Genomic DNA, 26,185 nt, shown 5'->3' with positions numbered 1-26,185 from the left:
GCACAGTTTGTCACACCTGAACGAAGAGGAACCAGACCGCAATTGCCACGATAAAGCGATAGATGGCGAATGGCACAAACGAGATGTTCTGGATTAGTTTCAGGAAAACTTTAATGGCTATTAACGCAACGATAAAAGCGGTGATAAAGCCCACGGCAAACATTGGGAAATCCGCCAGTCTCAGAAAGTCCCTGCTCTTGTACAGATCGAGAATGGTCGCGCCCAGCATCATCGGCACCGCCAGAATAAAAGAGAACTCTGACGCGGCATAGCGACTGACGCCTATCAGCATCCCGCCGGAGATGGTAGCCCCGGAGCGCGAGAAACCCGGCCATAAGGCCAGACACTGGAAACAGCCGATCACAAATGCCTGGCGATAGCTGATATCATCAATACCGACAGCTTTGGGTTTCTTCGGCTTGAGAAACTCTGCTACCAGCAGCAAGATCCCCCCCACTACCAACGCATACATCACGTTGACCGGATTGAATAATGATTTGATTTTATCGTGCAAAACTAATCCAAGAACCACCGCCGGCACCATTCCCAAAAGGAGATGGATTAAGGTCAGGTACCCTTTCCCCGTTCCCTCATGCGGCACCTTGCCAAAGTGAATACCAATCAGTCCAAAAAGGCGACGCCAGAACATCACCACTACGGCCAGTATGGAGCCCAGCTGAATAACGACCTCAAAGGTGTCTGCCTTGTCTCCTTCAAATCCCAGCAAATGACCAACGAGAATCATATGCCCGGTGGAAGAGACAGGCAGAAACTCTGTTAATCCTTCAACAATGCCCAGTATCGCTGCCACCCACAGCTGATGTAGATCTGCCATCTAATACCCCTATCCGCTCAAAAGACAGTAAAAAGGCGGTCGCTGTCCGCCACCGCCGAAATGGTGTCAGCCCTAGGTTAGGCCAACCTTAAAACAGTTCATAATGTCGTTCGCTTTCAGTGTGATGGCAATCATTCTGAGTTTATTTCGGATTAGTCCCGCGCTCAATCACAACACCAACCTGAACTGCCTGCGCGATAGCACCGGGTTTACTGAGTTTAATGCGCACCCAGGGTGTGTTGAATCGAGCAATTAAAAGACTGGCAACTTCTTCTGCAACCCTTTCCACCAGAGCAAAACGCCCACTCGCTACGTGGTTAACTATAGTTTCTGACACGTCAGCATAGCTGAGGCAATCTTTAACATTATCACTGGCAGCAGCCTCTCGGTTGTCCCAGGCCATTTCGACATCGAACACCAGCCTCTGCTGAATAGTTTGTTCCCAGTCATAGACGCCAATCGTGGTGATGACGGAAAGTTGCTCAATAAATACGATATCCATGATGTCTCTCTCTGTTTTTGTCGGTTGCCGGATACCACTTCCAGTCGTTTATGCGTATCATCCACAGATGATCAGTTCAACACGACCCCAGCAAGACGGAACGATGCTATGAGTGTATTCGCGCCTGGTATGATTGTTTTCGCCTATCTTTGTGGCTCTGTTTCGAGCGCTATTCTGGTGTGCAGACTATTCAGATTACCAGATCCTCGCCAGCAAGGTTCTGGCAATCCTGGTGCAACAAACGTGTTACGCATCGGTGGTAAACTGCCAGCGCTGATGGTGCTGGTTTTTGATATTCTCAAAGGTATGGTTCCCGTCTGGCTGGCTTATCACTATGGCCTCAGCCCCTTTTATCTTGGTCTGGCTGCAATTGCGGCTTGTCTGGGCCATATTTACCCGGTATTTTTTCGTTTCAAAGGCGGTAAAGGTGTGGCTACCGCATTTGGTGCAATCGCACCAATAGGCTGGGATTTGACCGGCTTAATGACCGGAACCTGGCTGCTGACCGTGTTATTGAGCGGCTACTCTTCACTCGGCGCGATTATAAGTGCGCTGATTGCCCCCTTTTATGTCTGGTGGTTTAAACCCCAATTCACCTTTCCCGTTGCCATGCTCTCTTGCCTGGTATTACTGCGTCATCACGACAATATCCAGCGACTGTGGCGCAGGCAGGAATCTAAAATATGGAAAAAAAGAAGCAAATAATATTTCTAATCATGTAATTAGTGCTAATAATTCAATATTACAGCACATTGCCTGAATCATTAAAATAATTGCCTATTAAATGGAATGGTATGAATTAAAATTCAACGAAAATTAATTACAAGGAATTGTAGGTCGTGACGCAGACTTGCTGAACACGTATGCTTTGCGCTTTGGATGTAACATATGGCTAAAGTTGATGTCGTCTGCCCTCAGTGCAATGAAACTCATGCTGTACGATGTAACGGACATTCAGCATCCGGTGCCCAACGTTACATCTGCAAGCATTGTTCAAAGACCTTTCTGCTCAATTTTAGCTACTCCGGTGCCAAACCAGACACACACCAGACCATTGTTAATATGGCCATGAATGATTCCGGATGTCGCGATACCGCACGGGTTCTCGGTATCAGCCTCAATACGGTTCTGCGGCACGTAAAAAAATTTCGCCAAAGCAGGTAGCTGAGAATATCGACCCCGAAACGGAGGTTGTTATCTGCTGTGAAGCCGGTGAACAATGGTCTTACGTGCGGTGTAAAAGCAATCCCCGGTGGTTGTTCTATGCTTATGACCGTATCCGCAAACGTGCTCTGGCCCATGTCTTCGGCCCGAGAAATGCCCCGACCCTGCGACGATTGCTGGCCCTGTTAAGCAAATTTAACATTGCCTTTTATATGACAGATGCCTGGCCAGTTTATAAAGTTCTGTTAAGTGCAACAGGCCACGTGGTGAGCAAGAAATACACCCAACGGACAGAACGACATAATCTTAATCTTCGCACACATATCAAACGACTGACCCGCAGAACAATTTGCTTTTCGAAGTCAGAGGAAATGCATGATAAGATCATCGGTTGGTATCTTACTCTTCATCACTATCAATAAATCTGCGTCACGACCGAAAATTAATTACAAGGAATTGTAAATGAGAGAATTATCACAACCGGAAGTGTCACTGGTTAGCGGTGCGGCATCATTCAGTACAAACTAAGCGACATCGGTGGCCAGATCATCAACAGTGTGTATGGACTTTTTTCACATTCAGGCATTAACGTTCCAGTACTCGGAAATGTTTCTTTGGGTTCAGTGCTGCCCGATATGGGTAAAAATTTAGGCTCCAGCCTGGGTAGCCAGATTGGCAGTTCCATTGGGAACGACTGACCAACATTCCTGTTATTGGTAACTGGCTGAACGGCCTGCTGGGTAACTGAGTGACACAAGGGTCCTGCGCCATCTTTATAAGCGATGGCGCGATTGTATTAGTCGTTCTTCAGAGGTAAAAGCTCCGACAGCGGCCACCTTGGTCGCACCGTGACGCCCAGCTCATCCCGCAGACCTTCTTGCAGCCGAATGATTCCGGCATAAGCTATCATTGCGCCATTATCAGTACACAGCTCAGGACGGGCATAAAAAACCTCACCACCTCGTGCTTTCATTACGCCAGCCATTTCAGATCGCAGTGAACGGTTTGCACTGACTCCCCCAGCAATGACTAATCGTTTGAATCCAGTTTGTTCTAACGCGCGCTTACACTTTATTACCAGCGTATCCACCACCGCGTCTTCAAATGCTCTGGCAATATCCGCGCGAGTTTGATCATTACCATCATTTTCGCGGATGGTATTTGCCGCATAGGTTTTTAATCCTGAAAAACTGAAATCAAGTCCCGAACGGTCAGTCATAGGGCGCGGGAAAATAAAACGTTTTTTGACACCTCGCTGCGCCAGTTTCGACAGCATCGGACCGCCGGGATAATCCAGTCCGAGTAATTTTGCGGTTTTATCGAATGCCTCACCGGCAGCATCATCAACGGATTCCCCCAGCAGGGTATACTTTCCTATTCCGGTCACACCAATCAGTTGAGTATGTCCTCCTGAGACCAGCAACGCGATAAAAGGAAATTCTGGCGGATTATCTTCCAGCATCGGTGCCAGCAGATGCCCTTCCATATGATGAACAGGGATCGCAGGGACATTCCAGGCAAACGCCAGCGCCCGACCAATCGTTGCCCCGACCAGCAGAGCCCCCACTAAACCCGGCCCCACAGTAAAAGCTACCGCATCAATATCCTGCGCCGCTAATCCGGCTTCTTGCAGCGCAGCCTGAATGAGCGGTATGGTTTTGCGTACGTGATCGCGCGAAGCAAGCTCGGGTACCACACCGCCATAATCGGCATGAAGCTTGACCTGGCTATATAACTGGTTGGCTACTAATCCGGATGCATCATCGTAAATCGCGATACCAGTTTCATCGCAGGACGTTTCTATTCCGAGCACGCGCATATCTGTTCACCTCTTTTCTTGCAGTGCGCAGTCTATCATGAAGGGACGCCTGGCGGCGGTAATTTTCAGCCTTGTTAAGCATGCCGTACCCTAAGGTCAGCAGAAACTTTTCTCACAGAGGACGATTGATTAATGTATACTCTTCCGCCTGAAAAAACCGGCAGCGGCACAGGCGCATCTGTTGGTGACATTACGCTATGGTGCTTTACAACGCGGCCTGTGTTGGAGTAAAATTCCGCACCATTTTGAAACAAGCTGACACTGACGTCAGCAGCAAAACCGAATTTATCGAGGTGAGAGTTACATGCCGGTAATTAAAGTACGTGAAAACGAGCCATTTGACGTTGCACTACGTCGTTTCAAACGCTCTTGCGAAAAAGCGGGCGTTCTGGCTGAAGTTCGTCGTCGTGAATTTTACGAAAAACCAACGACTGAACGTAAGCGTGCTAAAGCGTCTGCTGTTAAACGCCACGCAAAGAAACTGGCTCGCGAAAACGCACGCCGCACTCGTCTGTACTGATTTTCACGCTTCACAGACAGGTTAGTAGCATAATAACGCCGTGCTTTCCGAAAGGAATGCGCGGCTTGTTCTCGTTTATGAACTGATAAACCGGGGCTTATGGCTGGACGAATCCCACGCATATTTATCAATGACTTGCTGGCTCGCACGGACATCGTGGATCTCATTGATGCCCGCGTAAAGCTGAAAAAGCAGGGAAAGAATTACCACGCGTGTTGTCCATTTCATAACGAAAAAACCCCCTCTTTCACCGTTAACGGTGAAAAACAATTTTATCATTGCTTTGGCTGTGGTGCTCACGGTAATGCAATTGATTTCCTGATGAACTTTGATCGTCTGGAATTCGTGGAAAGCATTGAAGAACTGGCCACGATTTACGGGTTGGAAGTCCCTAATGAAAGTGGAAGCAGCCCAAGCCAATTAGAACGCCATCAGCGCCAGAGTTTATATGAGCTAATGGGGGGGCTGAATGATTTCTATCGGCAATCCCTCACGCAACAGCAGGGTTCTGCTGCACGTGCTTATTTACTAAGCCGTGGGTTAAGCGACGAGGTGATAGAACATTTTTCCATTGGCTTTGCGCCAGCGGGATGGGATAACGTTCTGAAACGATTTGGCAATAATAAGGATGATCGTCAGTCGTTAATTGAAGCGGGCATGCTGGTAACCAACGATCAGGGACGAAGTTATGATCGCTTCCGTGAGCGGATAATGTTTCCGATAAACGACAAGCGTGGGCGGGTGATAGGTTTTGGCGGACGCGTACTGGGCGATGCTCTTCCTAAATATCTTAACTCACCAGAAACCGAGATTTTTCATAAAGGTCGTCAGCTCTACGGTCTGTATGAAGCTCAAAAGAAAAACCCTGAGCTGGCAAAGCTGTTAGTGGTCGAAGGCTACATGGACGTTGTGGCTCTGGCACAATTTGGCATTGATTATGCCGTTGCGTCGCTTGGAACCTCAACGACACCCGAGCATATTCAACTTCTTTTTCGTTCAACGAACAACGTCATTTGCTGCTATGACGGAGATCGTGCAGGTCGTGAAGCCGCGTGGCGTGCGCTGGAAACCGCATTACCTTACATGAATGATGGTCGTCAGCTACGCTTTATGTTTCTGCCAGACGGCGAAGACCCGGATACGCTGGTGCGCAAAGAAGGGAAAGTGGCGTTTGAAGCCAGAATGGAGCAGGCGATGCCGCTCTCTTCTTTTCTTTACGATACACTTCTGCCACAGGTCGATCTCAGCACCCCAGACGGACGAGCACAATTGACCACTCTGGCATTACCATTAATTAGTAAGGTGCCAGGAGAAACATTACGCATTTATTTACGTCAGGTGTTGGGCGACAAGCTGGGTATCCCGGACTACGTCCAGTTAGAAAAGCTGTTACCAAGGCAAGCTGAGAGTGCAAAGTCCTGGCAGCCTCAGCCGTTAAAGCGTACAACTATGCGAATCTTAATCGGGTTGCTGATACAAAACCCGAGGCTGGCTCCGATGGTGCCTTCAATGCGGGGACTGGAAAATTCGGATCTGGCTGGCTTTCCTCTGTTTGTAGAACTGGTTAATACGTGTAATGCACACCCTGGCCTCACGACAGGACAACTACTAGAGTTATATCGCGAAACAAAATCCAGTCGAAGTATTGAAACACTGGCTACGTGGAACCACATGATCGTAGATGAAGAAGTTGAGACCATGTTCCAGGATTCTCTGGCCAGCATGTATGATGCAGCGTTGGAACGGCGTCTTGAGGAGCTGATTGCACGTGCCCGAACACATGGACTCACGTCAGAAGAGCGCAGAGAAGTCAGCTCACTCAATCAAGTGTTAGAAAAAAACAGAAATGCAAGATGAGTTAGTTTTGCAGAACAGTATACAGAAACCCGGGGCTTTATCCGTACCACTCATTTTTATGCAAACGGCGTCAATCAGCCACTGCTTATCTGGACAGACAACATTTCAGAAAGTAATGCAAATAAAAAAAATGGCAGGCAAGATTAGTCCCGGTCAGAACATCCAGCGGCTTGAGTGCCGATTATCCGCCAGATAGAGCCTGGCAGCCGCCATGATGGGCAGCGGCAATAATCAAATGCCCTTACTGTTATTGTTGGCTGTTTAGCCGACCGACACCAATCTAATTTAACAGAAGTGTGGATACCGTCTTATGGAGCAAAACCCGCAGTCACAGCTGAAGCTGCTCGTCACCCGTGGTAAGGAGCAAGGCTATCTGACCTATGCTGAGGTCAATGACCATCTGCCGGAAGATATCGTCGACTCCGATCAGATCGAAGACATCATCCAGATGATCAACGACATGGGCATACAGGTTGTGGAAGACGCACCTGATGCCGATGATCTGATGCTAAACGAAAACACCAGTGATACGGATGAAGATGCTGCCGAAGCGGCTGCTCAAGTATTATCCAGCGTTGAGTCGGAAATTGGACGTACCACTGACCCGGTGCGCATGTATATGCGTGAAATGGGTACCGTTGAGCTGTTGACGCGAGAAGGCGAAATCGACATCGCTAAACGCATCGAAGACGGGATTAATCAGGTACAGTGTTCCGTTGCTGAATATCCTGAAGCCATTACCTATCTTCTTGAGCAGTACGATCGTGTTGAAGCAGGGGAAGCTCGCCTGTCGGATATGATCACCGGCTTTGTCGATCCGAATGCCGAAGAAGAGATGGCTCCGACCGCCACACACGTTGGCTCTGAGCTGTCAGAAGAAGAACGCGACGATGACGATGAAGACGAAGATTCTGACGATGAAAGTTCCGATGATGATAACAGCATCGATCCAGAACTGGCCCGTGAGAAATTTGGCGACTTGCGCGTGCAGTATGAAAAAACCCGCGCGGTAATCAAAGTCAAAGGCCGCAGCCATGCTGACGCCGTCAATGAAATCCAGAATCTTTCCGATGTCTTTAAACAGTTCCGCCTGGTACCCAAACAGTTTGATTACCTGGTAAACAATATGCGTACCATGATGGATCGCGTTCGTATTCAGGAACGCATCATCATGAAGCTTTGTGTTGAAGTTTGTAAGATGCCCAAGAAAAACTTCATCACCTTATTTACCGGCAACGAGACCAGTGAAACATGGTTTAAAGCGGCGCTGGCAATGAACAAACCCTGGTCTGAAAAACTCAAGGATGTGACAGAAGACGTTCAGCGCAGCCTGATGAAACTGTTACAAATCGAGGAAGAAACGGGTCTGACCATTGAGCAAGTCAAAGATATCAACCGCCGTATGTCCATTGGTGAAGCGAAAGCGCGCCGGGCGAAAAAAGAAATGGTTGAAGCAAACCTGCGTCTGGTTATTTCTATCGCCAAAAAGTACACCAACCGTGGTTTGCAGTTCCTCGATTTAATTCAGGAAGGCAATATCGGTCTGATGAAAGCCGTTGATAAATTTGAATATCGTCGTGGTTACAAGTTTTCTACTTACGCCACCTGGTGGATTCGTCAGGCGATTACCCGCTCTATCGCAGACCAGGCACGTACCATCCGTATTCCGGTACATATGATTGAGACAATCAATAAACTCAATCGTATTTCCCGCCAGATGCTGCAGGAAATGGGCCGCGAACCAACACCAGAAGAGCTGGCAGAACGGATGTTAATGCCGGAAGATAAAATCCGTAAAGTGCTGAAAATTGCCAAAGAGCCTATCTCTATGGAGACGCCAATTGGTGATGACGAAGATTCGCATCTGGGAGATTTTATTGAGGATACCACGCTGGAGCTGCCGCTGGACTCCGCTACTTCTGAGAGCCTGCGTTCAGCCACCCACGATGTATTGGCGGGCCTGACCGCGCGTGAAGCCAAAGTGCTGCGCATGCGCTTCGGTATTGATATGAATACTGACCACACGCTGGAAGAGGTTGGTAAGCAGTTTGATGTAACCCGTGAGCGTATTCGCCAGATTGAGGCAAAAGCGCTGCGTAAACTACGTCATCCAAGCCGTTCTGAAGTGCTGCGTAGTTTCCTCGACGATTAATCCACATCACTATCAGAAACTGACTTAACGCCCCTGCATGCAGGGGCTTTTTTATTCCAGGCCCCCTGAATTTTTGCACGTCCCACGAGCCGCGTGTTGTCACCGTTTTCGCATCATCCGCACCTACCCGGTTCAGGACAGGATGCTGTTAATTTTTCCTGAGAAACGCGATTCGAACCGCCTTGATTGTGCCACGTCTCCCCTGGCGTCTGCGGACGTTTCCCCACTCAACCCTGCCTGTCTGTTTATATCGCATAATTAAACTGGCAGCACGATCGGCCTGTGGGGGTTTAAGCCCGAGGGTGAATTGAACCGCCCGGCGTTTTTGCACGTTGAGGACCTGACATATCGTGAATGTGGCACGTCTCTGACATCCTCTGCATGGGATTGAAAGAAGTTCATATGTAGTGGTCAACTAATTTTGGCCACACGACCTGACTGTTCGTGGAACAGCCGCTCTGATTCATTTGGCGTTAAGCCGCCGTTATTCCAGTGAGGCCTGAGAGCACTGTAGTACCCCGTGATATATCGGATTATCGATAACCGTGCTTCCCCTAAGCTTTCGTAGCCCGTCGTTGGTACCCATTCACTCTTCAGACTACGGAAGAACCGCTCCATCGGACTGTTATCCCGGCAGTTTCCCCGGCGACTCATGCTCTGTGTGCTCCGGTAGCCCCACAGCATCTGTCGGTACTGACGACTGGTATAATGACTCCCCTGAACACTGTGGAACATCACGCCTGATGGCCGCCCCCGTAGCTCCCATGCCATCTGAAGTGCTTTTATAGTGAGGTCTGAGTCTGGTGAGTACGACAGCGCCCAGCCCACCGGTTTACGGGCAAACAGAGCCAGCACCACGGCCAGATAAGCCCACCGTTTGCCCGTCCAGATGTAGGTCACATCACCGCACCAGACCTGATTCGGTTCTGTCACTGCAAACTGCCGGGCAAGAAGATTCGGGATTTCAACATGCTCATTGCCCCCACGTTTGTATTTATGCCCCGGTATCTGACAACTGGTGATACCCAGCTCTTTCAACAGTCGACCAGCCAGCCATCGACCGAGTTGTACGCCCTTTGTCGTGACCATCGTGGCGATACTTCTGGCACAGGCGGAACCCCCACTGGCGTTCCAGACCTCGCTGACCAGACGGCGTTTAACGGCACGGTCAGCATCAGGCTCAGTACTGTTTTTACGTGTGTAGCGATAACTGCTGCGGTGAACACCGAACAGTCGGCACAATGAGGCAACCGGGTAATGCGCCCTCAGACTGTCGATTATCGAGAACTGTTGAGGGAGTCCGACATCAAGAGCGCTGTAGCCTTTTTTAGGATTTCGTTTTCCATTTCAAGGCGCTGTATACGTTTTCTCATTTCCCTGAGTTCAGTTTGCTCAGGAGTGACAGGCAGCCCCGATGTTTTTTCCCTGACGCTGCAGACGTAACGATTTTACCCACCGGTTGATGGCAGAAAGACTGACATTCATCGCCTTAGCAGCTTCACCGTGTGTGTAGTGCTGGTCGAGGCCCCGCTTTGCCGCTTCAAGTTTAAATTCAGCAGTAAATACCTTGCTCATTGGTTCACCTGTGAAATTTTGAGGTGAGCATATCACCTCAACTCAGGTGGACAAATTCAGTGTGCCACTACAAGTTTGCATTTTCGAACCACGGTGTGAATGTTTCACTCCGAGTAATGGTTCTCGTTCTGCTGGAATAGTCCACATAGCATTCTCGAAATCGATCTCTGACCAACGAGCAAACCTGAGTTCACTGGAACGGATAAAAATAAGCAATGTCAGCTTCACAGCTAACTTAGTGAGTTTCCTACCTTTGAAGCCCTCGATGCGCTCTAAAAGCTCTGAGAACCTGTCAAATGGTAAGGCTGGTCTATGCACCCGCTTTGCTATCGCAATAGCCCCTGCCATTTCTTGGGCAGGGTTGTAATCTATCAACCCGTTCTGGACAGCATAACGCATTACCGCCGTTGTCCTTTGCTGTAGGCGGGAAGCAACCTCTAATCGCCCAGAAGCTGCAACAGCCTTGATGGTTTCAGGAAATTATTTTGTTTTAAGCTCGGATATTTTCCTTTTACCAATCGCAGTAAAGAGATCATCTTCCATGCTTTTTAGAACTCTCTCGCTATGGGAATCTGACCATTTCCTTTTACAGGCAGTATGCCAGTCCCTTGCAACAGCTTCGAATGTCATGACTCCGCTTTGCCCGATCTTGTCTGCTTTTTTTCTTCTCAGAAGGGTCGAAGGCCGGACTCGAACATATCAATTATCCCATTGTATTTAAGGCTATTTTATCAAAATCATTATTGAAGTACCATCATTAATACCATCATAGGTATTGTTGTCCTTTGGCAACAGTTCTTTGATATCGAAATACTTTAACGAACTTTTTATGACATCATACTTTGAAAAAAAGATCACATACTGATTTTCATCCAGTTCATCTTGCAAGACAAGGTATAAAACAGGGACTATGATTAAAAATAGCAAAGTTATTCACTAAATGAATTCAAAATCAGTGATGTTCTTATCTGCAAGAATATAATATATTTAAAAGATTATAAGCAATATATAAATAATAATATAGTTTTCAAAAAACACACATGAATTAGAAGTTAAATACATTAATTAAAGAAACAAATAAGCAAGAATTTTGTTTTTAAATAACTCATGTAAACGCATCGTTTATTTATATTAAAGGAACATGATGAAATCCAATCTAAATTTAAATAGCTATATTACAAACGAATAGAAAAAGAAGCATTTTCCATGTTAAACTACTATCTTGGTGAAGACAGGGGGTATAGCCTTCTGCGGTAGCCTACGCTCTTCGAATGCAAAGCAAGAAAATAACCTTTATAATCAAATTGTTATGCAATGCGCTTGTAGAGCAAAGGTATCTTAAACGAATAGGTTTAACAGTTAAAGCCTCTTTACATAGGCTGAACAAGGGCAGTACTTGAAAATGATAAAATTGGGGTATGTTTAAAATTATGAATGCCCATAGTTTAGAGATGAGAAAAGAGTTAGGAGCATATTATACTCCAAGTGCTCTTAGTCAAGTGATGTCAGATTGGGCAATTAGAAGACCAACTGATAAAATACTTGAGCCAAGTTTTGGAGGCTGTGGCTTTTTAGAAAGCTGTGAAAAGAGCCTCATGGAAATAGGCTGCATAAACCCAATGGAAAATTTATTTGGGGTTGATGTAGACCAAAAAGCCTTTGATACTCTCAAAAAAAAATATGGGCATTTATTAATAAAAAAACATTTCATTTTAAGTGATTTCATTAACGTATTTCCAAAAGATTTTGGCATTGAAGATTTTGAGGTTATCATTGGGAACCCTCCTTATATCTCTATGCATAATATGAGTTATGAACAAAGGAAGTCCTGTGAAAAAGTTTTTGCTGACTCACCTTTTAAAACAAAAACATTAGGACGCAATGCAAGTCTTTGGGGGTTTTTCTTACTCCATGCATTAAGCTTCATTCGAGAAAATGGACGAATAGCATGGGTATTACCAAGTAGTTTTTTAAATGCCTATTATGCGAAAGAGCTTATAAGAATTTACAAAAATCATTTTAACCATCTAAAAATAATAAAGATAAATGAAAGGCTTTTCAAAAATGAAGGTGCCGATGAAATGTCAGTACTTTTTTTATGCGATGAGTTTCACAGGACACCTATCAATAATGGATACGTTTCAATTGGATTTGCTGACACATTAAATGAACTAACCAGCATAATGACTGGAACTAAAGAAAACAAATTAAATAGCTCTGAAAATTACAAATATAATATATTAGATATTGACACATTAAATGTGATATCGTCTATAACAGAACATAAGTACAGTTTAAAAATACAGGATATTGCTGATATAAAGATTGGTATGGTAACCGGCATGAACAACTTCTTTATATTGGATCAAAGTCAAATTTTAAAACATAATTTAGACAATAAACATTTTAGACCAGTTATTTCACGATTTTCACATTTGAAGGGAATTCACCACACATTAAAAAGACATACGAAGTTAATTGCAGACAATAAAAAAGGATTGCTATTACACGTCAGTCCAGATGATTTATATGAAAAACATAGTCCGTTGAGAAAATATTTATCACAAGTTGATAGAAAAGAACGAGCCAAAAACCGCACATTCAAAAAACGAAAAAAGTGGTTTCAACCAGATGATGGTATTTACCCAGACGCATTTTTTTCATATATGGTTCATGAGTTTCCCAGAATGATATTAAATAAAGGGAAAGTTAACTGCACTAACTCAATACATCGTATCTTTTTCAAAGATATAGCATCTAATAAATTAAAAAAAGCATGTTGCATATCTCTTTTATCAACATTTTCACAACTTTCTGCCGAACTTGAAGGTCGGTCATATGGCTCAGGTGTGCTAAAAATAGAGCCTACCGCAGGAAAGAACATATCATTCTTAATTAAAGATGATTTAATACACGAGTTAAGCAACTTAAGTAAAGAAATAGATCAATTGCTTTTAAATAATGAAACAAGCAATGCCACTGCTTTAGTTGATAAGTTTTTTGTTGATAAGGGACTATTTAGCTTAGATGAATTGAAAAGTCTTAAAAAAGGGTTATTCAGATTAAGAAAAGATCGATATAAAGGGGTCAAAAATTATGAGTGAAGATATTCTTTTTTTGAAGGATAAGATGAAAGCCCTCCTGGATAATGAGGCTCTCGATTATGATAAAGTATTAGAAACAGCAGTAAAAATCACCGAAAAAGACAACAACAATATTAGATTTTCTGTAGATGCGAATTTAGTTAGAAGATTAGGTGAGCAGTTAGTCGCTAAAAAAACTACTGCTGTCAGTGAATTGGTGAAAAATGCTTATGACGCAGATTCGACATTAGTAAATGTATATTTCGAATTGAACGAAGCAAACCCTCGAATAGTCATATTCGATGACGGCACAGGTATGTCAAAGGAAGATATTATCAATGGATTCATGCGAATAAGCACAAGTGAAAAAGAAGATAACTCTGTTTCAGAACGATATCAGAGACTAAGAGCAGGTAGAAAAGGTATTGGGCGTTTTTCTACACAGCGATTGGGAAATTATTTAAAAATAATTACTAAGCAAGAAAATGAAGAGTTAGGATATTTAATAGAAATTAACTGGCAGCAGTTTTCAAAAAAGAAAAATATATCCTTCATTGCTAACACTATCTCAAAAATCGATGTGGATTTCATTCATGGAACAAAAATAATAATAGAAGATCTGAATGATAAAGATTGGTCTGATGGGAACATAAAAACGGCTTATAAATATATTAAGAGCATTATAAACATTGCCCCAAGCGAGACAGATCCAGGTTTCCAAGTAAAGTTCTATTATAAAAATACCAATGGCTATGAATTAGTTGCAGATGAGAAAACTGAAATTTTTTCTGATAGTGATGCTCATATTACAGCAACACTTGAAAATGGAAATGCTGTAGTGAGAGTTAGCAGTGAAACCCTTGGCATAAAAAATGAAAGCATAGATGTATGGTATGATGAAAAAAATAACATACGAAAATTCTCACATATAAACTCTCCAGTAAAGCTTGATGCATACTATTTCTCATTAGCAACAGTTAACTCCAGAAAACAAGCGGTATATTTACGTGAAAATGGCGGAATAAAAATCTATCGAAATGGATTCAAGGTTTCTCCTTATGGAGAGCAGTATGATGACTGGACGGCTCTTGATGACTCGGTTCGAAGGAGAAAGATATTACCCCCTCATGGTAATCAAAACTTCTTTGGACACGTCAAAGTTGAAGACCTAAATGGAATAGACTTTGAAGAAACGTCCTCAAGGGAAGGTCTGATTCATACCGATGCCTTTCAAGAACTTCGTCTCTTTGTATATAAAGCACTGACGGCTGCGGTAATAAGAATTAGTGAAGCCAGAAATATAAAAATAAATCCAAATGACCGTAGCTATGTTAAAGAAACTAAACCAACAATATCAGTCAAAGATAAATTAAATATTGTATCTGAAACGATAAGCTCGGTTAGTAAATTGGTAGATGCAGCAACATCTGTTGATGACGTTTCAAGTGATGGTGTCATTAATAACATTGAAGATAAAAGTATAAGAAACAAAATTATTGAAGATCTCCATGAAGCCGCAGATGAGCTAAAACAAGCGAGTGTGATATCTCAATCTTTAATCGATGAAATTGAGCTTCTTAGAGTGCTTGGAGCTATGGGTCTTGCTATTGGTGAGTTTACACACGAAATAAATTTATCAATAACAAGTTTGAGTATTAACGTTCAAAACCTTAAACAGTCTAAATTATTAGAGGAAGATAGAGACTCTGCTCTAAATAGCCTTGAAAATAACATTGCAACATTAAAATCATTTACTAAATTTTTTGACAGTACTATACGTGAGAATGTAAACAGAAATAAGAAAGTTATTGAGATAAGAGACTCTATTGAGCCATTTTATGAATCGATGAAACCAATAATAGAACGCAAAGGAATTCAGTTTGCAATACATTATGAAGGTTATGAACTTTTTACGAAGCCGATTCATGTTTCAGAGCTATATTCTGTATTTATAAATCTCTTTACGAATGCATATAAAGCAATACTTCGTTCTGGAACAAATCCACGAAAAATGTCTTTAACAGCGAAAAAAGATAGTGAAGATATAATTATCCGATTCGAAGATAGCGGTGATGGAATTGAACCTGCAAATAGAGAAAGAGTTTTTGAGCCTTTCTATACAACAAGTACACCATCAGGACCTTTTGAAAGTGATGATTTATCATTAAAAGGAATGGGATTGGGGTTATCAATCGTACGTGATCTCGTTGAATCCATGTCTGCAGAAATATCTATAGTTGATGCATCCGATGGTTTTACAACGTGCTTTGAGTTGAGAATTCCAAAAGCTGATGATAAGGAAATACCAGATGACATCTATTAACCTACTTTATATCGATGATGATCAGCCTCAGCAAGTAAAGGGTTTAATTGAAGCAATAATCAGTAAAGCGAGTTTTGATTTAAAAATCACTCATAAACCGCCGACTAAAATGAGTGAAATAGCCATAGAGTTAAGACAAGGTTATGATGGTATCATCATAGATCAAAAACTTGACAGCTTTGTTGAGGGAGTAGAACCAGTTGATTACTTTGGTGCCGCGTTAGCACAAAATTTACGTACACTCATGGCGGGTAAGTCAGATAATATATCTTATAAGCCAATAATTTTACTCTCTCTCGAAAGCTTATTAATTGAATATTATAATCCCGATTCAAGCTCGCATGATCTATTTGATTTAGTTTTGAGTAAAAGCATATTAGAACAACCAGAATTGTTAGAAAAAAAAGTTCACTTAATAAAATCTATTGTGAATGCTTACAAACGTGCGCATTCGGAAGACTCGTTATATCAATTGCTTTCTCTGAGCAGTAATTATTCATTGCTTGATAAAAGATTTGAAATATATATTTCTCAGTATGATAAAGATATACATAAGCTCGTCACATCCATACACTCCACACTTCTGAGAAGTAGTGGCATGTTAGTTTCTGAGATAACTTTGGCAACCAGACTGGGTATTAATATTGAAGAATCGCCAGACTGGCACCAAGTAATTGGGCACCTTGAGGAATATAAATACAATGGAATATTCTCTGATTATTATAAAAGATGGTGGTGGGCAGATGTAGAGTTGTGGATAAATAAAAAGCTTAACTGCCCAATAATTAAAGGATTAACCTCAGAAAAAAGAGTGGAGATCATCAAAGAAAAACTTGGCTTAGAACGATTGATGCCAATTCATAGCGTACATCCAGGCCAAAGCACCAAGTTTTGGGTTAATTGTATCATCAGTAAAGAACCTCTTGATACAATAGATGCTCTTCGTGCATCATCTATGGAATTAAAACCTTGGGAAGATGATAAATACCTTTCAATTAAAACAGTGTTAGAGAGACGGGCCGAAAAATATAAAGTACATCCAGAAGATAGAACAAAATTGGATCGAATTCGGGCGAGGTTTAAATTATAATGAACAATAATACAACTTTGTTAGACGATATGTGTAGGCTCAGGGACTTTTTATATGATAGCCGCATATGCCCAGATATTAATCCTCTCAACCGTTTAATCAGTAAACTTAATGCAAATCTCCACTCCGAAACAGGGGAGGACTTTGAATACTCTTTAGACGATTTAGTATTTTATCTTAGCGAAAAATCTGGAACAATTTGTCCGACCCAAATTACACCTAAAGAAAACCCTATTGAAATACATTTGGAATTTATATTAAAAAGTGAAGGTCCTTATGAATTTTCGAAGATTAAAGAACTTTCAGGGCAATTACGACTTAAAGCTGAGTGGATCAATGACACAACAGAAAAAATTGAGATAAAAACATCACATAGTGCTTGGCATTTTGATTATCATGTTCCTCAAATGGGGGATGGCGTAAATTCATTTACTCATCCTCAATTCCATTTACAAAATGGAGGAAACAGGCTGACTGATAATTTAAATGACTATGGAGAATTAATGATTCTTGATGCTCCAAGACTACCTTTACCTCCTATGGATGTGATATTAGCCATTGACTTTATTATTTCAAATTTCTTTGGTTCTATTTGGCAACAAGCATTATGTGATTCTGAATACATTGATGTAGTTAAAAGAGCACAAAAAGCATGGTGGAAACCTTATTATGAAGGTATAAGTCAACACTGGTCTGGCAATGGCTCAGGAATATCCAATATCCTAATTCCAAACCTTCTGTAGTGTATCAAAATCTGTTAACCATCTCCAATTACGAATAGCAATATTTATATAAAACTAATTTTTTATTTTAAACAACTTCAGCAAGGGCTAACTCTCAGCATCTCCTTCGGTGATACTTTGAGTTGCTCCTTGTTTTTTCGCCCTTTGGTTGAAAAAATTAAAAGCAAAACCAACCCTATACATTGACTTTTTCAGCATCTATCATATAAATAAAATAAGCATAATGGACATGCTTATTTTACTTTACTATATGAAAGGAGTTCATATGAATGATAGGAATCATACTTTTAATAAGTTCGAGCCATTCAGAAGTTGTAGCTATGAAAATTTTACTTCTGCTAAAACACTATCCCAGCAGACACGTTCTCATTGTATTAGTATCAGATTAAATGATGCCGAGTTATCTTACGTTGATGGCTTACGAGAAGATCTCAACCGTGCTGTTTGGATACGTATGTCAGCATTGAATCGTCTCCCTCCCAAAATTCCTGAAATAAATCTAATTGTCTGGAAAGACCTTGCCAAAGCGTCTCAGAATCTGAACAACCTCGTTCAGCATCTCAATACTAAATCACACAATAGTCCTTTTACTATCACCGAAATTTATACGGTACAAAAAAGAATAAAAGCACTAAGAGATGCCCTTCTGTCAGCAAATCGATCTGTCAGTGATAAATAATGAAAGGGATGCAAAAAATCCGCAGAGGAAAGATTTTTGCTGGTGTCGTCCTCTATGCGTTAAGGCCCGGTTCTCATCATAAAAAAGACCCTATCGTGATCGGTGGAAATATAACGATAGTTGGCAATGCCGCTAAAGATCTGATCGCTGAATTTGATAGCACCAAACAGCTTCGCCCTGACGTGCAAAAGGCTGTTTGGCACAACTCGCTTCGCTTACCTAAAGGTGAATCACTAACGGCTAAACAGTGGGCTGAAATAGCAGATGATTACATGTCCCGCATGGGCTTCTCTGAAACGCATCTCAGATGCTACGTCCTACATGACGACGAAGATGGCCAGCACATCCATATCATCGCCAGCAGAGTGTCTCTTGATGCCGGAAAGCTCTACCTCGGCAGGAATGAGAACCTGGCAAGCACGAGAATAATTCAGCAACTTGAAAGAGATTACAATCTGACAAGAACCAAAGGGCCAGGAGCTAAAGCATCTACATCTTCTCTTTCCTCTAAACCGAAACGTAAAAAATCACGTAATGAGGCTATGCTAGAGGAAAGAACTGGTGAACCATGCCCTAAATCTATCATCCAGAGGGCTATAGATTCGATAACACTAAATCCTATAGCAATTGATGACTTCGTTGAAAAGCTGAATAGCATGGGCATTACGGCGAAATGCAACGTAGCGTCCACTGGCAAGATGAATGGATTTTCCTTTGAATGCAAAGGTGTTGTGTTCAAAGCTTCCCAGCTTGGCAAGAAGTACAGTTGGAAGAACTTGGAACCAATGATATCGATGAATTCCAGCTCACACATTGGAGAGGAAAGACCTGTCATCCCTGTACCTGATACTTCTCGAAGTAACGAAGCTGCCATATCTATAGTTGAAGACTATCCTGATGATAAGGTCTCCCCTGAGATAAGGGTTCCCTTGCCAAGACCTGACACAGCCCCCACAAAGCCCACAAGCATGACAATGCGTTGGATCGCAACCATACCTTATCTGGTGAGTGTTGTTAGCGCACTTAAAACGATGCGTATCCCATTTCTGAAGGCGTTCAATGGTCCAAGGAAATTTTTTTCCATGTCCACGATTCACCTGTCCTTGAAAAGCTTGAAACAAGCTAAAACGGATAGTTTGGAACCAAAAAGCTCCCACCATAAAGCCCATAACCCCCTATTCCCATGATTTCTAAACAAATCAACGATCGTTATAATCGATCGATTTATTTATATTGATAGCCACAACCAATCAATTGATAAATAATCGATCGGTACAAGCAATTTGCTATGTCCTTAGAAGTGTTCAAAATGTACTTTCAAGCATAAATAGATAATAGGTTGATTTTACTAGCCTATTTTTATAAACACATATCGAACATACAGGAACTGAAGTATGAGATATCTCATGATGAAGCGTGTAATGTTAGCAATCCTTCTTCCGTTTCTTGTTGGGTGTTTATTTGGTGCTAAAGCATTATCAGAGTATTGGGTTGTGTGGTTTTTTGTTTGTGCGATGTTGATGATAACGGCCTGGGGCGCGTGGTTAAAAAATAAAAATAGACGTTCCAGCTTTAACTACCTGAATGATAATGACGATGGTGTATTTATCTACAAATTCCATAATCAGGAGATGCGTTTAGATAAAGCTAAAAAACAGCTTTATTTAAAAGATGGGTTAAACGAAAAAACCTACGCTTTCTCCGATGTTGAAAGCTGGGAATATAACATTAGCGCAGGTGGTCAAATCCTCACTTCAGGTCTTAACCCTACAACCAATTTGATTAACAATAAGATTCTTGGTGAAAACATTAATGACACAGGCTTCTTTATCAAGGTTAAAGACATTAGAAACCCTGAGTGGCATATTCGATTCTTCCCTCAAGAAGGATCTTATAAAGATCAGAAGGGATTAATTAGCTTAAAAAAACAAATGAGGCAGTGGATGACCGTTTTTGACTTAACCGTAAATGCTGATGCAAAAAAAGGAAACCAAGAATGAAAAAAATCATGCTACTATTATTAGCTTCTATGTTGCTGACAGGCTGCAATAGTGAACCATCGGATGCAGATATTTCACAAGCCATGCAGAGCTTTATGAGTGAGATGCATGGCACACTGAATTCTTCCAAGAAAATTGCCTGTAAAGATAAAGAGAGTGATGGCAGTTATCTCTGCTCGGTAGAATTCGATGCAAAATTACCAATCGTAGGCGACAGAGCATCAACAATGGAATTAAAGTTTATTAAATCCGATGACTCATGGAAAGCAATGGCACCATCTAAATAACCTTAATTATATTTGACAAACAAAATAAAGTACGTCATAGATAGTAAATTGATAACAACGACCCTGTAAATAATTCTGTGTATCTGCCACCGTATTAAAGGTGATCGCTCAGGCGGTCACCAAACTCGATAATAAAGCGACTCATTGCCAGCCGCCAGTTCTGGATCGGCATACTCCATTTTTTCGAGGCCGACTGGATTGCCAGATATATCACCTTGCGCACTGAGTCATCTGTCGGGAACACTTTGCGTTTCTTTATCGCTGCCCGGATAACGCTGTTCAGCGACTCGATGGCATTCGTGGTGTAGATAGCCTTACGTATATCTGGTGGATAACCAAAGAACGTATTGAGATTTTCCCAGTGTGCACGCCAGCTTTTGCTGATTTGCGAATATTTGTCGTCCCAGACATCAGCGAACTTATCCAGGGCCATCAGCGCTGCTGCTTCTGTCGGAGCCTGATAAACCGCTTTCAGACCGCCAGTAACGGCTTTATAGTCCTTCCATGACACGTATTTCAGGCTGTTGCGTACCATGTGAATAATGCACAACTGGATATGCGTCTGCGGGTACACGCTGTTTATCGCATCCGGAAAGCCCTTAAGGCCATCCACGCAGGCAATCAGGATATCCTGGAGACCTCGATTCTTCAGCTCAGTCAGCACGCTGAGCCAGAACTTCGCACCTTCATTTTCTGCGAGCCACATGCCCAGTAATTCTTTCTGGCCTTCGGTGTTAATACCCAGAGCAAGGAATACGGCTTTGTTAATTACAGTGCCACTGTGGCGAACTTTTACGACAATACAGTCAAGATAAACAATGGGATACAGAGCATCCAGCGGACGGTTTTGCCACTCAGATACCTGCTCTTTCACCGCATCAGTGACTTTCGATATCAGCGTGGGTGAGACGTCCGCATCGTACATTTCTTTGAAGGTGGCGACAATCTCCCGGGTGGTCATGCCTTTTGCATACAACGACAGGATCTGACTGTCCATCTGCGTAATACGTGTCTGATTTTTCTTAATAAGCTGAGGTTCGAAGGTGCTTTCACGATCACGTGGTGTACTGATTTCAATCTCACCATCGTCGCACAACAACGTTTTTGACGAATAACCATTGCGGGTATTTGAGCCTGTTTTGGGTGCGTTCTTTTCGTGTCCGATGTGGTCAGTCAGCTCAGCATTGAGCGCAGTTTCAACTGTAAGCTTCGTCAGCATGCGGGAAAACTGGTTGAGATCGGCTTCGGTTTTCAGCCCCTTAGCCAGTTCAGCCGCAAGGGCTTTGAGTCTTTTTTCGTCCATAATTACCTGTCTCCGTTATCGAAATGAAGATATCAAAAACAGGCAGATACACAATTTAAATTACAGGCTCATAACAACCAGTGGATTGCGCCACTGGCTGTTATCCCAATGGTTAATACACAGATGTGCTAACCACCATTAAAAGGATAAACAACATCACCTTTAATGCACGGGAGCGTTTTTTGTTCATACGCCACTCCTTCTTTTTCATCAGCAACCTTATTGTTGGTGATGTTGCCTCTATGGGCTGATGCAGATTATCATTTTAAAATACCAAAAGCACCTGCGAGGGTGCTTTTTTATGTATTGATTAAATTAGCAGAATGATAATGCACTAATGGTAATAATAAAATTCAAACGATAAGTTAGCTAAGCTTGGCTTCATGATAACCATACAAAACTACAGTCCATACTTTTTCCTTTTATCCTTCATAGATAACTCTCTTTTTAACACCCAAGCTTCATATTTTTTTCGCTCATGGACATAGACTTTCTCTGTTCTGCTGCCATTACTAATAATGAAATTGATCAGTGATGAACATACGTCCCTCATTCGTCCTTTATCGATCATATCATTCTCAATTTTATTGATATAGCAATAATAAGAAAGAAGCAAAAAACTCAATACAACTTCCCTATTTGAAAACGTTAGCTTTTCTATTTCAGGCTGGTATTTAATGTAAAACCCGGCACAAAAAAGATATGATTGTTCGATAATTCGTTGCTCTGAGAAACCTGATTCAGCGAGTTTATCAACGAATCGATCAAGCAGAAGAAGATACCTTTCCATTAAGTTGATATTTGTTTTGTCCATAATATGCATCCTTGCAATAGTGAAATTTTGTCGTCCTGACAAGAAAATGAATAACATAATATTTCACCATGTCAATAGCTAAAACCTATCAATTTTATTAAAGGTATTTTGCAGGTAACGGATTATTAAGCTCTTCAATCGTTATTTGTTTAAGGTGAGCATTATAAAGCCATACTTTGAACTGCTCTAAATAGCGTTCATTTAATGCCTTCAAAGCTTCATTTTCTGCTTCAAGTCTTTTAATTCGTTGAGAAGCCACTTTTAAATTAGCAGGTTTTACAGTGTGTATTACACCAGATTTGATTGTGGCTTTTTTCACATTGAAGCTTTCCGCAATCCTTACATGACTACTTAAGGATTGTCTTGATGGTCTTTTCCCAATAACCCTGACTAACCTATCGCACAAAGTATCCCAGGTTAGTTTTTCATCTATAGACCATGTGTTAATAACATCTACAATCTTCTTCTCATGATAACCATTTATATGCTTAGCCATTTATTCTCCTTTTGTTATTTTTTTATGGAATTCATACCATCTATCAGCATTTATGTTCCCATCATTTTTATCATACAGTGTTCTTTTTAAAATTTTATCGTGAATGTTTGAAATCGTTTCGTTATCTAAACCAGAGTTCTTAATTGGATAATGATCACACGGCTTAAACGCATATGAGTGCTTGCAGTAGCCATGTTTTGATACAAGTACTGCGCCACTACTAAGTGAATCAAACTCATTAGGATCAACCACTGGAGCCTCCTTTATTCTGTACTCGTTAACACACACTGATAACTTTTGTTCTCTTATTGCTTTAGACATTTGAAGATGCGATCTGTGGTCATAAGAAACATTTTGATAAATAAGCTTACGTCCAGACCAGCGAGCAATACTAAACTCATCCATACCATTTATTTGAGCAAATGTGTTGAGAAGATGCCTCAATTGATGTGTTCTTAGCAAATATGGGCTACCGTCTTCATTTATATAACCATGCCTTTTAAACACATTAAAATATCCTTTTATATAAACCGAATCAACGACATCAGTTTTAAAAAAATTCATTGTAGGTCTGAATCGCTTATCTGACATTTTCTTTTTATTTTGACTTAACTGTCCTTCAGTTAACAAGCAAAGCGCATTAGAATATTTGATTTTCTTCTCTCTATCATACCAAGGGAAATCTTCAGGTATATTTTCTTTAAGGGTCCCCATCGTTGAATTAGAGTAATTATTTTGAATTTCAGCAGACAATAACCTCGCTTGACTTGATAATTCCTTTAATCTGCTAATTGCCTTTTTAGCTACAGGTATCATTAAAGTTGGAATCCATTTTATATTACCTTCATACCCTTTTGCTGAAAAAAATCTCAAACCGTATCTTTGAATTCCCTTTCCATCACATTCTGTAATTTCACAATCTGCTGGCAAAGCTAAAATCTCTGATATCCTACTAGGTGCGCACATAAGTAAAGCTAGCACAGATGTAGTAAATATATCTCTTGAAGATAATTGTTCATTCCTCTTTGAAAAAATCTCAGCAATCGCAATAACTGATTTGATATCAGGCAATCTAGGATGGCCTTCCAGTGTAGAATCATAACCAGTCCAAGACTGAGTAATCCTATACCTAATAGGGTTTACCCAAAATAAATAAGATAAATTAGTCATCTTATTATCACTTAGAAATGAACTAAATTTCTCAAGTTCTTTCCCAATAGAAAATGCGTGTGCTTTAGAATACTTTTCAGAGGCTATTCTTATGCATTCATCAAAGATTGAATTGTTGCAATAGTTTACATTAGCTTCCATATTGGTTTTAAGTAAAACGAATTCGACAATCTTCAACATTGATAATGTTGAGTGTTTCGTCTTAGATTTATTGAATGAATGCACATGCAACATATATGCTTTAGCAAAATTAATAAAGCTATCATCCAAGCATTCTTTGCTGTTTAGATTGTTTTTTGAGTTAAACTTAGTAAACCTATATAAACCTTTCCATTTATTGCTTTCCCAAGAAGTTGTTAAATTATTATTAGAAATAGTACTCTTACAAAACTCGATGAACTTAATAACATTATCGTGAGGGTTGTTTTTATTGCTTGGTTCAAAAATAAATATTTTGTTCATAATGCTCTCCACGGATTGAATTTTTTACACGTTAAACATTTCAAATCCTCTTTCGTATCTTCTAATAAGAAAAATGCATCTGAAACATACTTGATAAAAAAGTTCTTGTTTTCTTCAATCTCTATGCCCATAAGTATATTAGATAAGGGGTTAAAAAACGCACTTAGTCTCTTATCGATGTCATAAACGTTGTCAGGATTATTTTTTATATATATCATAGAAGAGTTTACTGATTTATGATCTAACGCTTTAGCAATAACCTCAATTGAGGCTCCTTCATTAGCCAGTCGACTCCCTAATGTATATCTGAATCTTCTGGCATTAAGCTCTATATAGCTGTTAGTCCTTTCTGACCTAACATCGAATTTTGACGGAAAGTGTTTTAATAGTTTTGACATAACTGAAATTTTCATATGGAAGAAATCTGTTGTTAAATCAGATAAAAAAACCTCAATCATTTTTGTTTCCGTAATCTTATCTAAATTCATGAATATTGGTAATTCGCCTCTATAGTTACTAATCCCAACACTGAATTTATCTTCAACAAACGCCTGATTTTGATTAATTAACATTGATAAGCTGTCATATAAGAACGGTTCTATCATTACCATGTTAAATTCTTTTCTGAAACATTTTCTTTGTTTTACTTTTGGTACATTTAAAAAGCACCCTTTCTCATTTTTAATGAGATCTTTAGCTTTTAAAGATATTAATTGTAATGGCCTTCTTCCTGTTATTGCCAACAAAAGGATATAACAATACAAAAAGCATTGAATTTTCTTCTCATGATAAAGTTTTCCAACTGCGTTAATAATATTATTGAATTCCGCTTCAGTTAAAGGTCCTTTATTTGGATCTCGTCTTTTGACTGCATCTCCTGTTTGGTTTGGAATGATTTTTATTTTCTCCAGCATTCTAATGGCAGTCGCTTCTACCCCAGGATAATTGAGATTTTTCCATTTAGTGATGAAAGCTTTAATTATGTTTAGTTTGTAGTTTCTTTCTGAACCTAAATAAACATTCAATTGATATATTGCTTTGTCATCAATAGTATCGATGGTCATTGCACCAAACCACTTATAAAATAGATTGTTAATATTTTGTATATAAAAAGAACTATATTCAGACGCATAGTAAGCTAATGTTTTTAAGTAGCTAAGTTTCATTTTTGTAGGCATTCTATCTACAACTTTGTGAGGGTATACGCAGTTTTCTTTATCAAGTTGCCATTTCTTATCTGACAGTTTGAAACTATATCTATTCATCTTAGCAAAAAAAATTTGCTCATTTTCAATACATTTGATTTCCACA

21 protein-coding genes and 2 pseudogenes are annotated in these 26,185 nt (G+C 41.1%); 13 read left to right on the top strand and 10 right to left on the bottom strand.

The genetic code is table 11. The features are described 5' to 3' along the window. Positions 1-10: 10 nt before the first annotated feature. Positions 11-835 carry an undecaprenyl-diphosphate phosphatase gene (gene bacA / locus LU633_RS04285; protein ID WP_016190470.1) on the bottom strand — a complete coding sequence of 275 codons (825 nt, stop codon included), beginning with the start codon at positions 833-835 and terminating at the stop codon, positions 11-13. Between the two features lie 142 nt (positions 836-977). Continuing rightward, positions 978-1,337 (bottom strand): bifunctional dihydroneopterin aldolase/7,8-dihydroneopterin epimerase, encoded by a 360-nt coding sequence (gene folB / locus LU633_RS04280; protein WP_016190471.1) that lies wholly within the window; start codon positions 1,335-1,337, stop codon positions 978-980. 108 nt (positions 1,338-1,445) lie between these two features. On the opposite strand from folB, the gene plsY reads away from it, so the two are divergent. Together plsY and LU633_RS04270 are read left to right on the top strand one after the other, a co-directional pair. After that, a complete protein-coding gene (plsY, locus tag LU633_RS04275) occupies positions 1,446-2,042 on the top strand; it encodes a glycerol-3-phosphate 1-O-acyltransferase PlsY (protein WP_016190472.1) in 597 nt (198 codons plus the stop codon). Between the two features lie 183 nt (positions 2,043-2,225). Next, positions 2,226-2,923, top strand: a protein-coding gene (locus LU633_RS04270) for an IS1 family transposase (RefSeq protein ID WP_233481915.1) whose coding sequence is annotated in 2 segments (ribosomal slippage) — positions 2,226-2,475 and positions 2,475-2,923 — 699 coding nt in all. Because the reading frame shifts where the segments join, the coding sequence is not laid out codon by codon here. Positions 2,924-3,297: 374 nt separating this feature from the next. On the opposite strand, the gene tsaD is transcribed toward LU633_RS04270, so the two are convergent. Next, positions 3,298-4,320 carry a tRNA (adenosine(37)-N6)-threonylcarbamoyltransferase complex transferase subunit TsaD gene (gene tsaD, locus LU633_RS04265; RefSeq protein ID WP_016190473.1) on the bottom strand — a complete coding sequence of 341 codons (1,023 nt, stop codon included), beginning with the start codon at positions 4,318-4,320 and terminating at the stop codon, positions 3,298-3,300. Between the two features lie 304 nt (positions 4,321-4,624). On the opposite strand from tsaD, the gene rpsU reads away from it, so the two are divergent. From rpsU to rpoD, 3 genes are all read left to right on the top strand, one after another. Further along, a complete protein-coding gene (gene rpsU, locus LU633_RS04260; protein ID WP_001144069.1) occupies positions 4,625-4,840 on the top strand; it encodes a 30S ribosomal protein S21 in 216 nt (71 codons plus the stop codon). Positions 4,841-4,939: 99 nt separating this feature from the next. Further along, the gene (gene dnaG / locus LU633_RS04255; RefSeq protein ID WP_016190474.1) at positions 4,940-6,697 is read left to right on the top strand and encodes a DNA primase; all 1,758 of its coding nucleotides are present in this window, start codon (positions 4,940-4,942) and stop codon (positions 6,695-6,697) included. A gap of 310 nt (positions 6,698-7,007) precedes the next feature. Beyond that, positions 7,008-8,849 (top strand): RNA polymerase sigma factor RpoD, encoded by a 1,842-nt coding sequence (rpoD, locus tag LU633_RS04250; RefSeq protein WP_016190475.1) that lies wholly within the window; start codon positions 7,008-7,010, stop codon positions 8,847-8,849. A gap of 411 nt (positions 8,850-9,260) precedes the next feature. Here the strand turns inward: rpoD and LU633_RS04245 are convergent. Then, positions 9,261-10,424 (bottom strand): annotated as a pseudogene (locus LU633_RS04245) (IS3 family transposase). 72 nt (positions 10,425-10,496) lie between these two features. Then, positions 10,497-11,115 (bottom strand): annotated as a pseudogene (locus tag LU633_RS04240) (tyrosine-type recombinase/integrase); the annotation flags it as partial. Between the two features lie 727 nt (positions 11,116-11,842). Here LU633_RS04240 and LU633_RS04235 point away from each other — a divergent pair. From LU633_RS04235 to LU633_RS04200, 8 genes are all read left to right on the top strand, one after another. Next, positions 11,843-13,528, top strand: coding sequence for an N-6 DNA methylase (locus LU633_RS04235; protein WP_016190477.1), 1,686 nt, complete (start codon positions 11,843-11,845; stop codon positions 13,526-13,528). Further along, complete coding sequence (locus tag LU633_RS04230; protein WP_016190478.1) at positions 13,521-15,830, top strand: sensor histidine kinase; 2,310 nt, start codon at positions 13,521-13,523, stop codon at positions 15,828-15,830. The genes LU633_RS04235 and LU633_RS04230 overlap by 8 nt, the downstream gene beginning before the upstream one ends. Then, positions 15,817-16,920: a hypothetical protein gene (locus LU633_RS04225; protein WP_016190479.1), complete on the top strand. Its 1,104-nt coding sequence runs from the start codon at positions 15,817-15,819 to the stop codon at positions 16,918-16,920. The genes LU633_RS04230 and LU633_RS04225 overlap by 14 nt, the downstream gene beginning before the upstream one ends. Continuing rightward, the gene (locus LU633_RS04220) at positions 16,920-17,663 is read left to right on the top strand and encodes a hypothetical protein (protein ID WP_016190480.1); all 744 of its coding nucleotides are present in this window, start codon (positions 16,920-16,922) and stop codon (positions 17,661-17,663) included. Before LU633_RS04225 ends, LU633_RS04220 begins: the two co-directional genes overlap by 1 nt. A 265-nt stretch (positions 17,664-17,928) precedes the next feature. Then, on the top strand, positions 17,929-18,342 hold the full coding sequence (locus tag LU633_RS04215) for a hypothetical protein (protein ID WP_016190481.1): 414 nt from the start codon (positions 17,929-17,931) through the stop codon (positions 18,340-18,342). Next, positions 18,342-19,529, top strand: coding sequence for a relaxase/mobilization nuclease domain-containing protein (locus LU633_RS04210; RefSeq protein WP_016190482.1), 1,188 nt, complete (start codon positions 18,342-18,344; stop codon positions 19,527-19,529). The genes LU633_RS04215 and LU633_RS04210 overlap by 1 nt, the downstream gene beginning before the upstream one ends. A 219-nt stretch (positions 19,530-19,748) precedes the next feature. Further along, a complete protein-coding gene (locus LU633_RS04205) occupies positions 19,749-20,342 on the top strand; it encodes a DUF4755 domain-containing protein (RefSeq protein ID WP_233481991.1) in 594 nt (197 codons plus the stop codon). Next, entirely contained in the window at positions 20,339-20,629 is a 291-nt protein-coding gene (locus LU633_RS04200; protein WP_016190484.1) for a hypothetical protein, read from the top strand. The genes LU633_RS04205 and LU633_RS04200 overlap by 4 nt, the downstream gene beginning before the upstream one ends. 94 nt (positions 20,630-20,723) lie before the next feature. Here LU633_RS04200 and LU633_RS04195 read toward each other — a convergent pair whose 3' ends face one another. The 5 genes from LU633_RS04195 to LU633_RS04175 all read right to left on the bottom strand — a co-directional run bounded on the left by LU633_RS04195 (position 20,724) and on the right by LU633_RS04175 (position 26,184). Beyond that, entirely contained in the window at positions 20,724-21,932 is a 1,209-nt protein-coding gene (locus LU633_RS04195; protein ID WP_046372198.1) for an IS256 family transposase, read from the bottom strand. Positions 21,933-22,332: 400 nt separating this feature from the next. After that, entirely contained in the window at positions 22,333-22,746 is a 414-nt protein-coding gene (locus LU633_RS04190; RefSeq protein ID WP_040465440.1) for a hypothetical protein, read from the bottom strand. Between the two features lie 97 nt (positions 22,747-22,843). Continuing rightward, entirely contained in the window at positions 22,844-23,242 is a 399-nt protein-coding gene (locus tag LU633_RS04185) for a hypothetical protein (RefSeq protein ID WP_016190486.1), read from the bottom strand. Then, positions 23,243-24,874, bottom strand: coding sequence for a hypothetical protein (locus LU633_RS04180; RefSeq protein ID WP_016190487.1), 1,632 nt, complete (start codon positions 24,872-24,874; stop codon positions 23,243-23,245). After that, on the bottom strand, positions 24,871-26,184 hold the full coding sequence (locus tag LU633_RS04175) for a tyrosine-type recombinase/integrase (RefSeq protein WP_016190488.1): 1,314 nt from the start codon (positions 26,182-26,184) through the stop codon (positions 24,871-24,873). The genes LU633_RS04180 and LU633_RS04175 overlap by 4 nt, the downstream gene beginning before the upstream one ends. Between the last annotated feature and the right edge of the window lies 1 nt (position 26,185).

The sequence above is a fragment of the Erwinia tracheiphila genome, from assembly GCF_021365465.1.
GTDB classification, from domain to species: Bacteria; Pseudomonadota; Gammaproteobacteria; order Enterobacterales; family Enterobacteriaceae; genus Erwinia; species Erwinia tracheiphila.
This window is presented reverse-complemented; position numbering and strand designations above follow the sequence as displayed.